The sequence below is a fragment of the Micromonospora sp. GCM10011542 genome (assembly GCF_042650685.1).
Lineage (GTDB): Bacteria > Actinomycetota > Actinomycetes > Mycobacteriales > Micromonosporaceae > Micromonospora.
On the sequence record NZ_JBHSBO010000028.1, the window covers coordinates 38,942 to 51,983 of the forward strand.

The following is a 13,042-nucleotide window of genomic DNA, read 5'->3' on the forward strand; positions in this document are numbered from 1 at the left end:
GCCGTCGGGGCCTGTGACCTTGTCCGCGTCCGCTCCGGCGCCCTCCGATGTCGGCCGCACGCTGGCCGTATTTGCCCATCCGGATGATGTCGACGTCGGCTGCGCGGACGCCATCGTCGGCTGGGTGGACGAGGGCGCGGAGATCGTTCGTCTGCTCTCCACCCGGGCGACGCCGACGGCACCGTGCAGCCCCGGAACGGCGGCCGGCCCCGACTTCCGCACTCGCGGTTGCCGGGGCCGGCGCTGCAACGGGGTGGATCAGGCGGTGAAGCGGACCTTCCGGCGGCGGACCAGCAGGACGGCCACCGCACCCGCGGCGAGCAGCAGGACGCCCACGGTCGCGGCCGTGGCGATCGGCGAACCGGTCAGCGGCAGGCCGCCGCCGTTGCTCGCCGGCGACGTCGACGGGGCCGGGCTGGCCGGCGTCGAGGGCGAAGCCGAGGCCGACGGGGCGGCCGGCGACGCCGAGGCGCTCGGGGTCGCGGTCGGCGTGGGGGTGGAGGCCGACGGCGACGGGGCGGCGGCGAACGCCGCGCTGGCCTTCGCGGTGACCGTGGCGCCGGTGCTGCCACCGAGGATCAGCTTCTGCGCCGCCGTGCCACCGGTGAACAGGAACACCCGGCCGAAGGAGACCGAATCCTGCGCCGTCACCGTCACGGTGACCGAGCCGGCACCCTCCGCGGCCAGCCAGAACTGCCCGCCGTTGGTGGTCGTGGTGACCGGCTTGCCCTCGGCGTCGACGGCCGCGCCGCCGGTGGTGGCGACGGTGATGGCACCGGCCGGGCCCTTGACCGTGAACGGGCCGGCCTTCCCGCCGACGGTGGCGCTGGCCGTGGCCGGGTCGACGGTCAGCTCGGCCCGCGGCTCCGGCTGGTCGGTGGCGTTCGCGACCAGGTAGTTGCGGACGCGCTGGATCACGTCGTACTGCTGCTGGTCGAGCAGGTTCTGCTCCCAGTCGCCCAGCTCGATGCCGTCGCTGAAGTGCCAGACCGCGGTCTGCGTGCCGAAGTACAGCAGCGTGTCCCGCCGCTTCTCGTCGAGCTGCGCCGGCAGGGTGGCGCCGGCGGCGGCGAGCAGCGCGTCGGCCTTAACGTTCGGGTAGCCGTGGGTGAGCACCCACTGCACCTTGCCGAGGTTCTTCACCTGGGACTCGCCCCAGGTGCCCTCCTCGTACTTCCCGTCCAGCTTGACGTTGGTGCGGTAGTCGATGCAGAACGCCGGCACCTGCTTGCCGTCGATCTCCAGCGCGAGCGCCGACGTGGTGCGGTGCTTGCTGTCCAGCTTCAGCGTCACGCTGGTGCCGGCGACCGCCTTGGCCACGCCGGTGGCCGAGGCGTCGGCGGACGCCGGGCCGGCGACGCCGACCGTCAGCACGCCACCGGCCACGGTCGCCAGGGCGATCCGCGCCCAGCGCCGTCCTCGTTCTCCGAACATCACGATTGGTGCACCTCTCCCCAGGGGTGTAACGCACACGCGAACCTGCGTGCGTCGCCCGTCTCCGCGGGATGCACGGCACCCACGCGCGGAAACGCGACGGGGCATTATGTGACGACGATTGATCGTTTGTCAGCCCCGAACGGCGGCATCCGTCGCATGTGTCCCAAATGACGGAGGAGAGGAGTGGATCACACCAGCCGGCGGTCCGCCGCCCAGCGGGAGAGCTCGTAGCGGTTGGACATCTGGAGCTTGCGCAGCACGTTGGACACGTGCGTCTCCACCGTCTTGATGGAGATGAACAGCTCCTTGGCGATCTCCTTGTACGCGTACCCCCGGGCCAGCAGCCGCAGCACCTCGCGCTCGCGGTTGGTGAGCTGGTCCAGCTCCGGGTCGGCCACCGGCGCGTCCGGCCGGGCCGCGAAGGCGTCCAGCACGAACCCGGCCAGCCGGGGGCTGAACACCGCGTCGCCGTCGGCGACCCGGCGGATCGCCGCCGCCAGCTCGTCCGGGGAGATGGTCTTGGTGACGTAGCCCCGCGCGCCGGCCCGGATCAGCCCGATGACGTCCTCCGCCGCGTCCGAGACGCTCAGCGCCAGGAACTTGACCTGCGGGTGGGTCCGCCGCATCGCCTCCAGCACCGCCCGCCCACCGCCGTCGGGCATGTGCACGTCGAGCAGCACCACGTCCGGGCCGACGGCCGCGATCCGGCTGACCGCCTCGGCCACCGTGCTCGCCTCGCCCACCACCTCGACGTGGGCACCCAGCTCCGCGCGGACGCCGGCGCGGAACATCGCGTGGTCGTCCACGAGGAACACCCGCAGCCGCTCGGGGCGGGCGTCCACCGGCTCCACCGGGTCCATCGACTGCTCGGCCATGGTCATCTGTTCCTCTCCGCTGCGGACGAGTCCCGGGAGATCGGCAGGATCAACCGGACCTCGGTCCCCTCCCCCGGCCCGGACCGGATCTCGGCCCGCCCGCCGTGTCGCTTCATGCGCCCGATGATCGAGCCGCGTACGCCGTGCCGGTGGTCCTCCACGGTATCCGGGTCGAAGCCCGCTCCCCGGTCCCGGACGAAGACGCTGACCTGATCGGGCTCCACCTCGGCGTAGAGCGAAACGGTCTGCACCCCGGCGTGCCGGGCCGCGTTCACCAGCGCCTCGCGCGCGGCGGCGACCAGCGCCCCGACCCGCTCGTCGGTCTCCCGGTCGCCGACCACCACCGCCTCGACGGTGATCGCGAAGGTGTCCTCGACCTCGGCGGCGGCCTGCTCCAGGGCGGCGGCGAAGCGCTCGCTCGGCGACGCGGTCGGCTTGTAGAGCCAGTTGCGCAGCGAACGCTCCTGCCCCCGGGCCAGCCGCTGCACGGTCTTGACGTCGCTGGCGTTGCGCTGGATCAGGGCCAGCGTGTGCAGCACCTGGTCGTGCACCATGGCGGCCAACTCGGCCCGCTCCTGCTCGCGGATGCGCCCCTCACGCTCGGAGCGGAGCTGGTTGTACGTCCGCCACAGCACCGGCGCGGCTACCACGCCGACGCCGGCCAGGCCGACCAGCGCGAAGATCACGCCGTTGATCACGGCATCGAAGTTCTGCGCCGGCGAGTAGACCGCCGCGACGCCGATGATGCCGACCGCGACCAGCACGCCGCCGCCGATGAAGCGGAGGACGAAGGCCCGCCGGTCGCTCTCCTCGACGACCGCGCCGAGCCAGGGCACCGGCATCGTCTCGCCCCACTGCCGTCGCCGCTCGGGCGCCGACTGGTGCCAGATCACCCCGGCGCCGACCGCGATGATGGCGACCAGCCAGCCCGCGGTGCCCGCCGCGCCCACCGAGTCGAAGACCAGCACCTGCACCAGCAGGACACCGAGGCCGATCGCCACGAACGGCAGCAGCTGGGCGACGTCCCGCCGGGCCGGCGTCGCGGTGTTGCCGGGCCGCAGCGGCACCACCGCCCAGAAGGCGGCGTAGAGCAGCAGACCCAGCCCGCTCAGCCCGAGCAGGACCATGAACGCCACGCGTACCCGCAGCACCGAGATGCCGAGGTGGTCGGCGATGCCGGCGGCGACACCGGCGGCCATCCGGTGCTCGGGGGCGCGGTAGAGGCGCGGTGGCGGGGTCACGGTGGTGATCGCAGGCTCCCTGGTCATGGGCGGCGCGGCGCCGGACGGCGGCCGGCGCGGTCGGGCTGTGGGTACCGGCCGCGTGCCGGGTTCGATCGTCACACGCAGCGGCGTCGCCCGACCACGGGGACGCCCCCGACATTCCCGCCGCCCGGATCTCAGGGTGGCGTCAGGGTCGCATCCTGAGGTCGCTCGGGCGGACCGGGCAGCAGGATCGAGGCATGACCGAGGAAGCTGCCCCGCCACCCCGTCCCGGGTCGGCACAACCGGGCGGGCCACCCCCGCCCCCGCCGGCCGCCACGCCAGCCGGCTGGACCGAGCCCACCACGTTCGGCCCGCCCACCGGCGACTCCGGCACCGGCCCGGCCGGCGCCGGCTCCTTCGCGCCCGGCGCCGGGTACGGCGCGGACACCGCCGGCCGTCCGGCGGGCGGGGCCGGAGGCACGCCGCCTCCGCCGCCCGGTGGTCCGGGTCCGTCGGCGCCGCTGGGCGGTACCGGCTTCACCTCCCGGTACGGGCTGGTGCGGCCCCGCGAGGGGCGGTACCTGGCCGGGGTCTGCGCGGCGATCGGCCGGGCGACCAACACCGACCCGGTGCTCTGGCGGGTGCTGCTCGCGGTGCTCGGCTTCTTCGGCGGCATCGGCATCCTGGTGTACGTCGCCGCCTGGCTGATCATCCCGGGCGAGGGCGACACCGCCTCCCCGGTCGAGTCGATGCTCGGTCGCGGCCGCTCCAGCATGTCGCCGGTCACCGTGATCGTGCTGGGCATCCTGGTCGCGGTGAGCTTCGGCTACATCGTCACGGACGCCTTCCGCGCGGTGCTGCTCGGCGCGGCGATCCTGATCGGCGGCGCGCTGCTGCTCAACCGGGACAGCCGGGGCCCGCAGCTGGCCGCGCCGGGTGGCCCGGTGCCACCCGGTGCCCCACCCGCCGGGCCGGTGCCGCCGGTGGCGTGGCCGGCGCCCGAGCGCGCTGCCGCGCCGCCCACCGGCGGGCTGGCCGACGCGCCCCTGGCCGGCGGCAACCCGGCGTACGCCGTGCCGCCGACCCTTCCCACACCGGTCGTCGCGGAGACGGTCTCCGGCGCGACCCCGGTGTACGGCACCGAGCCTGTCTCCGCGACGAGCGGCGCGGGCCCGCTGTCCGCCCCGGCGCCGGTCTCCGGGCAGCCGGCCGCGGCGCCGGGCTGGCCACCCGCCGCTCCCGCGCCCACCGCGCCGGGCTGGCCCACCACCGCGACGGCCACCGGCGGGTGGCCCTCGGCGCCCACGACGGGCACCCCGCCGGTCGGTACGCCGTACCCGGGCGGCTACCCGGCCACCGCGCCGCTGCCGTCCGGCTACCGGCCTCCGTTCGCCCCGCACGGTCCGTACGCCTCTCCGCCCCCGCTGCCTCCCCAGCTCAAGCGGCCTCCGAAGCCGCCGAAGCGCCCCCGGGAGCGCTCGCCGCTCGGCGGGGTGACCTTCTCGCTGATCTTCCTGGCCCTCGGCGTGGTCGGGCTGCTCGACCTGCTGGACGTCTTCGAGGTGGGCGCGTCGGGGTACTTCGCCGCCGCGCTGGCCACGATCGGGCTCGGGCTGCTGGTCGGCACCTGGTTCGGCCGGGCGCGCTGGCTGATCGCGCTCGGGCTGGTGACCGCCGCCGCGCTGGGGGTGGCCACGGTGGCCGAGTCGTACGACCGGATCCGGGGCGTCGACGGGGCGGTCACCTGGGCGCCCACCGACCACCGCGACCTGGCCGACCGGTACGAGAACAGCTTCGGTGACGCGGTGCTCGACCTGCGGGCGATCGACTTCAACAAGCGGGAGAGCCAGGTGACCGTCGCCGTCAACTTCGGTAAGGCGACCGTGGTCGTGCCACCGAACGTGGACGTGACCACGGTGGCCGACGTCAACGCGGGCGACGCCACGATCTTCGGCAACCGCTCCGGCGGACTGGACGGCCGGCAGCGGGAGATCACCGACTTCGGCGCGGACGGTGCCGGCGGCGGCACGCTGCGCCTGTACATCCACGTCAATGCCGGAAACCTGGAGGTGACCCGGTGAAGGCTCACCGTACGGACCTGGTGTCGTTCGCGTTCGGGCTGGTCTTCCTGGCCCTCTCCGCGTGGTGGCTGCTCGCCCAGCTGCTCGGGCTGGCCCTGCCGCCGGTCGGCTGGTTCCTGGCCGGGGCGCTGATCGTGATCGGGGTCCTGGGGCTGGTCGGTGCGCTGCGCTCCGGCCGGCCCGCCAGCCCGACCGCGAACCCGCCGGCCGAGGCGCCCGCCGACCCCGCCTCCGCCGCCGACTTCCCCACCTCCGGCGCCGACCTGCCCACCTCGGGGGCCGGCCCGTCCACCTCGGCGACCGGCCGATCGGCGTCGGACGCGGAGGGCACGGCCTGGGACGCGCCGCCGACCTGGACGGATCCGGCCACGGCGCCGGCCGACGCGATCCATCCGGCCTGGCTCGCGCACAGCACCACGGCGCGGACCGAAGCCGCCTCCGGCGGGGCGACGGGTGAGGGGGCCACGGCCGAGTTGCCCCTCGGCGACTCCGATCCGACGACGGAGGTCTCCGCCGACCGGCCCACCGAGAAGCTTCCCCCGGTGTCGGGCGGAGACCGACCGGGGGACGAGGTGGACGGTCCACGGCGGGATCACTGACCGCCCGAGAGCCACGGCGGTGCCACCGCCGCGGGCGGGCGCTTATGCTGGCCGGTGGAGATCTCGCACTCCGCCGGCCGGCCCGTCCCGCCGTGGCGGCCCCGCCGCGATTGAAGTGTCTACCCCCGTCAGGAGCCCGTCCGACATGACCCAGTCCCCCGCCGTGCGTACCCCCGGTCGGTCCGGTCCGGTCCGCATCGGCGAGCGAGCAGCCCGCACGCTCGTCACCGAGCTGGCCCGGATCAACGATCCGAAGGCCGCCCTGCTGGTCGGCGCGAGCCCGGAGTCCGCGGTGCTGGCCGCGGCGATCGAGGCACTGCTCCCCGGTGACCGGCTCACCGTGGTCGCCGCCGAGACGTCCAGCGCCGCCGTGCTCCGCGAACACGTCACCGCCCAGGGCCGGTGGGTCGCCGACCGGGTCCGCGTGGTCGACTCCCTGGCCGAGGCCGAGCCCGCCGAGGTGGTGATCGTCGGCGAGCCGTTCACCGGCACGGCCGACGAGACCCGTGGCGGGATCGAGGGCCTGTCCAAGTACCTCGCCGACGGCGCGGTACTCAGCGTGGCGACCACCGCCACGCCGGGCCGTACCGCCGGTGCCGCGGCCGAGCTGGCCCGGCAGGACGCCCTCTACGGCGTCGGCGCCGACCTGGTGCTGCGCAACAGCCCGCCGGTGCGGGTGTACCGGCTGCGGTTCACCCCGGCGGGCCCGGCCGCAGCGAACCGGCTGGCCCCGGCCCACCGGCCGTCCAGCGTGCCGCTGACCCGCGGCATGCACATCGACTCCAACGGTGTGGCCGCGGCGGGCATCACGATCGGCCTGGCCGCGCTGGCCCGTGTGGTCCGCCCCTCCTCCAAGCTCTGGCTGCTGCCGGCGCTCGCCGCCGGTCCGGTCGCCGCGTTCTTCCGGGACCCGGAACGGGACGTGCCGGAGGACCCGACGGCCGTGGTCGCCGCCGCGGACGGGCAGGTGCTGTCGGTGCAGCGGCTGCACGACGAGCGCTTCGGCGACGGTGAGTGGCTGCGGGTCGCGGTCTTCCTGTCGGTGCTCGACGTACACGTCAACCGGGCGCCGGTGGCCGGCAAGGTGGTCGACTACTTCGTGGCCGACGGTGGCTTCGTCAACGCCATGAAGCCGGACGCCGAGCACAACGTGGCGGCGTACACGGTGCTGGACACCACGCACGGCACGGTGGTGGTCGCGCAGCGCACCGGGCTGATCGCCCGCCGGATCGTGCAGCGCGCGCCGATCGGCGCGCTGCTGGCGAAGGGTGAGCGGTTCGGTCTGATCCGGTTCGGCTCGCGGACGGACGTCTACCTGCCCGCCGAGGCCGCGGACCCGCTGGTCGGGCCGGGCGACAAGGTGGTCGGCGGCTCCACGGTCATCGCCCGCTGGCGCTGAGCAGGACGACGAAAAGGGGCGCCGCGGATCGCGGCGCCCCTTTTCGTTGCGTCGATCAGGCGGTACGCCGCTGCCGCAGCCAGAGCACCGGCCCGCTGACCAGGTAACCCATCACGATCAGGGCGAAGGTGAGCCGGATGTCGACAAGCGCGCCGACCACCGGAGCCAGCCAGAGCCACGGCGGCAGCTTCACCAGCCGGGCGAGCTTGGCGTACGGGAAGCTGGAGACCATCGCGAAGGCGAGCAGCGCGACCCCGGCGACCTGCACGGTGCCGGGCACCGGCAGGCCGATCGCGACGGTCACCGCGAGCACGGCGGCGGCCATGGTGGTGGGCACGCCACAGAAGAACCGGCCGTCCTTCGGCGAGACGTTGAACCGGGCCAGCCGGATCGCCGCGCAGGCAGCCACCAGGGCACAGGCGACCGCCGCGGCGGCCGTCGAGACGGAACCGGCCAGCGACGCGTAGACCACGACCGGCGCGGCGAGGCCGAAGGAGCACATGTCGGCCAGCGAGTCCATCTGCGCGCCGAACGGGCTGGCCACCCCGAGGCGCCGGGCCAGCGCGCCGTCGAGGCCGTCGAAGCCGACGCAGGCGATCAGGCAGAGCGCGGCGGTGCGTACGTCGTTCTGCATGGCCAGGAAGATGGCGAGCATGCCGAGCATCAGGCTGGCCAGGGTGCAGGCGTTGACCAGGGCGAACTTCATCCGGCGGGCGGCGGTGCGCTCACCGGGGAGCAGCGGGATCGACCCCGAAGCGGCCTCGTCGGCGTCCAGCACCGGCGGCAGCGCGGGGCTGACCGGCATGATCGCCTCGATCTCCGCCCGGCCCACCTCGATCGGCGACCGGCCGGTGTCGAGCCGGGACCGGCCGAACCGGTCGAGGCCGTAGCGTCGACGCTGCCGATCGGCGTAGCGGTGCTCGGGCAGCGCCACGTCGGTGGAGCGCAGATCGTCGTCACGACGACCCACCCGGACCAGTAGCACCTGGCGGGCGAACGTGCTGCTGCGGCGCAACCGGCCCGCCCAGCGACGCCCTGCGGGGCGCGGACTGTCAGTCGTACGACGCCGGCGCCATGGGGCTCTCGGCACGTTTCCTCCATCACCGGATCGGCTGGCCGCCCTGGGGCGGATGTCCGGCTGTCTCGTGCCGGACCTTGCGGGACCCGGCAGCCGTTTTGCGGAGTACACCATCGCATAGGGGAACGGGCCTTGGCGATAGCTGCCGGCGGTACTTATAACTGGCTAAACCGCGCGAACCGCTTTCTTATTCCCATCCCGGGCCTCATCGCCCGTTTCCTCCACCATTCCCTCCATCGACTGTACCGGAGGTGGCCCAGCCCGGCTCACCGAGCGGGGGCTATCGGCCCAGCCGTCCGATTGCGATGGCAGCGATCCCGGTCAACGGCAGGTCGGCAACCTGGGCCGGGGTGAACCAGCCGGCCCGGGACGTCGAGCCCCCGGCCAGTTCGGTGACCACGGCATCGGTGGGTACGTCCACCAGCACCCGGTAGATCACCCGAACCCCGTGCCAGTCCAGGGGTCGCCCCTCCGGGCCGAGCGCGGCCGGGTTGTGCAGGTTGTCCACGCCCAGCAGCTCCACCACCCGACCGAGCTGGCCGGCCTCCTCGACCAGTTCGCGGAGCAGCCCGGTCGTCGGCTGCTCGCCGTGGTCGGTGCCGCCACCGGGCAGGTGCCACCTGCCGGCTCCCGGGTAGCCGTCCGCGATCAGGGTGAGCAGGATCCGGCCGGCCGGATCGGTGACCAGCCCGTACGCCCCGAAGCGCAGCCGACGGTCCGGGTGTGGGAGTGGAAACGGCTCGGTCCGGCGCAGCACGCCCTCGGGCAGCGGGGTGACCGGCAGGCCGAGCAGCTCCGCGGTGAACGGCAGCAGCGCCAACCGCGCCGCCTCGTCCAGGGTGACCCAGCGGACTCCCGACTCGGTCGGGCCGGTGTCGAGCGGGATCCCGCCGAGGGCCGTCAGGTCGAAGAGCAGCCGATCGGTGTGCAGCGACACGTCGTACTCGGGGAACGGCACCACGTCGGCGACGGCCGCCCGCAGCCCGGCCACCGCCACGGTCAGCCCGGTCCGCGCGGCGACCTGCCGCACCACCGCGTGCTCCGGATGCTCGGCGTGCGCCACCTCACCCCCGGGCAACCCCCACAGCTCAGGCAGCCCGGCGACCCCGCCCGCCTCCCGCACGAGCAGAACCCGCCCAGCGTCCCCCCGCAGGACCCCGTGCACCGCCACGCGCCGCCGCAACTCCATGCCCACTCCCCGCCCGCACCCGTCGATCATGAAGTCATCGCCGTCCATGCCGGCATGTCCCGACAATAACTTCATGATCGACGCGATCAGCGGGGAGCGTGTGATCGGACCTCGCTCCGCCTCGGCGCGACGAGCGGGGTCAGGCCAGTTGGGCCGCCTGGACCGCTTCGGCGGTCACCTCGGTGAGGCGGTGGGCGGGGAGGGCGTCGAGTTCCTCGCGGGAGAACCAGCGGGCCTCGCAGGTGGAGCCGCCGACGTCGGCCACGATGGGCGGAGCGGGCTGGTCGACCACCACGCGGTAGAAGGCGCGTACCCCGTGCCAGTCGATCGGGTAGCCCTCGGGGCCGAGCGAGGCGGCGTCGCGGTGGCTCGCCACCCCGAGCAGCTCGACGAGGCGGCCGGTCTGCCCGGTCTCCTCGACCAGCTCCCGGATGAGCGCGGCGCCGGGCTGCTCGCCGTAGTCGGTGCCGCCGCCGGGCAGGTGCCAGCACCCCGCGCCCGGATAGCCGTCGGAGATCCGGGTGAGCAGCACCCGGCCGTTCGGGTCGGTGACCACCGCGTACGCGGCGAAACGCTGGGCCCGGTGCAACCCGTCCGGGCCGGGCACCGCGTAGAAGGAGGGGAAGTCGGGGGCCTCGTCGGGCACCACGTCGGCCGAGGAGGCGGGCAGCCCGAGGGCACGGGCGGTGAACGAGCGCAGCGGCAGCCTGCGCGCCTCGTCGAGGGTGTACCAGCGGGCCAGGTCGGTGGGGCGCTCGCCGACCCGGTCGGTCAGCGTGCCGCCGCGCACCGCCACCCGGTAGATCAGCCGGTCGGTGTGGATCGTGATGCCACGCTCCGGCAGCGCCCGCATGTCCGCGAGCACGTCTGCCAGGCCCGACACGGCGACCGAGAGGCCGGTCTCGGCGGCGGTCTCCCGCACGACCGTGTGGTTGGGGTCCTCGCCGTGGTCGACCGCCCCGCCGGGCAGCGACCAGGTGCCGGGGGTGCCGGAGCGCTCGGATGCGCGGACCAGCAACACTCGGCCGACTGAATCAGCACAGACTGCGTATGCCGCGATCTTGCGGAGCGGCTCCAGCAACGTGGTCACGGGAGGAAATTCTCCCCGGGCCGGGTTACCGGAACGGAAAAGAGTCGGATTCCTGACTCTCCAACCCCGGTCAGGGATCGGTCAGGGTAAGGATCCGGGCGGTCACCGAGGTCGGGCCGGTCACCGGCGCGGACCGTGGAGGCATGACAACCACCACCGCTCCCCGCGCCCCGTACAAGCAGCTCCGGCGACCGACCACCGACCGCATGGTGGCCGGGGTCGCCAGCGGCGTCGGCCGCTACTTCGACGTTGACCCCACCCTGGTCCGGGTGATCTTCGCGGTCACCGGCCTGCTCACCGGCGGGCTCGCGCTGTTCGCGTACCCGATCATGTGGTTCCTGATGCCCGAGGAGCCCACCGGCGCGCCCGCCTGGCCGCACCCGGCGGGGGTCGCGCCGCAGGGGCCGCCGCCCAGCGCCGGGCCCGTGCCCGGCGTCGGGCAGCCGGGGTACGCCCCGACGGCGACCTGTCCGCCGGCCGGCCCGGCGGCGCCCGGTACGGTGCCGCCGGCCAGCTGAGCCGGACTCACTCCCACTCGATGGTGCCCGGCGGCTTGCTGGTCACGTCCAGCACCACCCGGTTCACCTCGGCCACCTCGTTGGTGATCCGGGTGGAGATCCGGGCCACCACCTCGTAGGGCAGCCGCGACCAGTCGGCGGTCATCGCGTCCTCGCTGGAGACCGGGCGCAGCACGACGGGATGCCCGTAGCTGCGCCCGTCACCCTGCACGCCGACGCTGCGCACGTCGGCCAGGAGCACCACCGGGAACTGCCAGACGCCACGGTCCAGGCCGGCGGCGGTCAACTCCTCCCGGGCGATCAGGTCGGCCCGGCGCAGCACGTCCAGCCGCTCCTCGTCGACGGCGCCGATGATCCGGATGGCCAGGCCGGGGCCGGGGAAGGGGTGCCGCCAGACCATCGCCTCGGGCAGACCGAGCTGGAGACCGAGCGCGCGGACCTCGTCCTTGAACAGCGTGCGCAGCGGCTCGACCAGGGCGAACTTCAGGTCCTCCGGCAGGCCGCCGACGTTGTGGTGGCTCTTGATGTTGGCCGTGCCGGTGCCGCCGCCGGACTCGACCACGTCCGGGTAGAGGGTGCCCTGGACCAGGAACTCGACGTCGCCATGCGCGGCGATCTCCCGGGCGGCGGCCTCGAAGACCCGGATGAACTCCCGACCAATGATCTTGCGCTTCTGCTCCGGGTCGGTCACCCCGGCCAGCGCGCCGAGGAACCGGTCCGCCGCGTCGACCACCTTGAGCTTGATGCCGGTGGCCGCCACGTAGTCCTTCTCCACCTGCTCGGCCTCGCCGGCACGCAACAGGCCGTGGTCGACGAAGACGCAGGTGAGCTGGTCACCGACCGCCCTGTGCACCAGCGCCGCGGCGACTGCGGAGTCCACGCCGCCGCTGAGGCCGCAGATGACCTCCTTGTCGCCGACCTGCGCGCGGATCCGGGCCACCTGCTCGTCGATGATGTTCTCCGACGTCCAGGTGGGCTCGATGCCGGCGATGTCGTACAGGAAGCGGGTCAGCATCTCCTGCCCGTGCGCGGTGTGCCCCACCTCGGGGTGGAACTGCACCCCGGCGCGGCGGCCGGCCACGTCCTCGAAGGCGGCCACCGGCGCGCCCGCGGACTCGGCGGTCACCGTGAAGCCCTCCGGCGCCTCGGTCACGCAGTCGCCGTGGCTCATCCAGACCGGCAGGTCGGCCGGCAGGTCGCGGAGCAGCACGCCGGGCTCGGTGAGACGGGGGCGCAGCGGGGTGCCGCCGTACTCGCGGTTGCCGGTGCGGGCCACCGTGCCGCCGAGCGCCTGGGCCATCGCCTGGAAGCCGTAGCAGATGCCGAAGACCGGCACGCCGGCCGTGAACATGCCCGCGTCGATCTGCGGCGCGCCGGGCGCGTAGACGCTCGACGGGCCGCCGGAGAGGATGATCGCGGCCGGGTTCTTCGCCAGCATCTCGGCGACCGGCATCGAGTGCGGCACGATCTCCGAGTAGACGTTCGCCTCCCGCACCCGGCGGGCGATGAGCTGGGCGTACTGGGCTCCGAAGTCGACCACGAGGACGGGGCGAGGCAGGCTCATGTGGGCA

9 protein-coding genes and 2 pseudogenes are annotated in these 13,042 nt (G+C 74.2%); 4 read left to right on the forward strand and 7 right to left on the reverse strand.

Translation table 11 applies throughout. The features are described from left to right. Positions 1-258: 258 nt before the first annotated feature. From ACFOW4_RS09390 to ACFOW4_RS09400, 3 genes are all read right to left on the reverse strand, one after another. Complete coding sequence (locus ACFOW4_RS09390; RefSeq protein WP_377526328.1) at positions 259-1,434, reverse strand: thioester domain-containing protein; 1,176 nt, start codon at positions 1,432-1,434, stop codon at positions 259-261. Positions 1,435-1,625: 191 nt separating this feature from the next. Beyond that, positions 1,626-2,312 (reverse strand): response regulator, encoded by a 687-nt coding sequence (locus ACFOW4_RS09395; RefSeq protein ID WP_377526560.1) that lies wholly within the window; start codon positions 2,310-2,312, stop codon positions 1,626-1,628. Between the two features lie 2 nt (positions 2,313-2,314). Next, the gene (locus ACFOW4_RS09400) at positions 2,315-3,580 is read right to left on the reverse strand and encodes a PspC domain-containing protein (protein ID WP_377526329.1); all 1,266 of its coding nucleotides are present in this window, start codon (positions 3,578-3,580) and stop codon (positions 2,315-2,317) included. Between the two features lie 194 nt (positions 3,581-3,774). Here ACFOW4_RS09400 and ACFOW4_RS09405 point away from each other — a divergent pair, with 194 nt between their 5' ends. From ACFOW4_RS09405 to ACFOW4_RS09415, 3 genes and pseudogenes are all read left to right on the forward strand, one after another. After that, positions 3,775-5,598, forward strand: coding sequence for a PspC domain-containing protein (locus tag ACFOW4_RS09405; protein ID WP_377526331.1), 1,824 nt, complete (start codon positions 3,775-3,777; stop codon positions 5,596-5,598). Continuing rightward, positions 5,595-5,855 (forward strand): annotated as a pseudogene (locus ACFOW4_RS09410) (hypothetical protein); the annotation flags it as partial. The gene ACFOW4_RS09405 and the pseudogene ACFOW4_RS09410, both read left to right, overlap by 4 nt. 487 nt (positions 5,856-6,342) lie before the next feature. After that, positions 6,343-7,596, forward strand: a complete 1,254-nt coding sequence (locus ACFOW4_RS09415; RefSeq protein WP_377526332.1) for a phosphatidylserine decarboxylase — start codon at positions 6,343-6,345, stop codon at positions 7,594-7,596. A gap of 55 nt (positions 7,597-7,651) precedes the next feature. Here ACFOW4_RS09415 and ACFOW4_RS09420 read toward each other — a convergent pair whose 3' ends face one another. From ACFOW4_RS09420 to ACFOW4_RS09430, 3 genes are all read right to left on the reverse strand, one after another. Beyond that, positions 7,652-8,611, reverse strand: a complete 960-nt coding sequence (locus tag ACFOW4_RS09420; RefSeq protein ID WP_377526334.1) for a CDP-alcohol phosphatidyltransferase family protein — start codon at positions 8,609-8,611, stop codon at positions 7,652-7,654. 343 nt (positions 8,612-8,954) lie between these two features. Next, positions 8,955-9,863, reverse strand: coding sequence for an NUDIX hydrolase (locus tag ACFOW4_RS09425; protein ID WP_377526561.1), 909 nt, complete (start codon positions 9,861-9,863; stop codon positions 8,955-8,957). A gap of 139 nt (positions 9,864-10,002) precedes the next feature. Further along, a complete protein-coding gene (locus ACFOW4_RS09430) occupies positions 10,003-10,953 on the reverse strand; it encodes an NUDIX hydrolase (RefSeq protein WP_377526335.1) in 951 nt (316 codons plus the stop codon). Positions 10,954-11,096: 143 nt separating this feature from the next. On the opposite strand from ACFOW4_RS09430, the pseudogene ACFOW4_RS09435 reads away from it, so the two are divergent. Further along, a pseudogene (locus ACFOW4_RS09435) lies at positions 11,097-11,375 on the forward strand (PspC domain-containing protein); the annotation flags it as partial. A 103-nt stretch (positions 11,376-11,478) separates the two neighbouring features. Here the strand turns inward: ACFOW4_RS09435 and guaA are convergent. Further along, positions 11,479-13,035, reverse strand: coding sequence for a glutamine-hydrolyzing GMP synthase (gene guaA / locus ACFOW4_RS09440; RefSeq protein WP_377526337.1), 1,557 nt, complete (start codon positions 13,033-13,035; stop codon positions 11,479-11,481). Positions 13,036-13,042 lie beyond the last annotated feature (7 nt).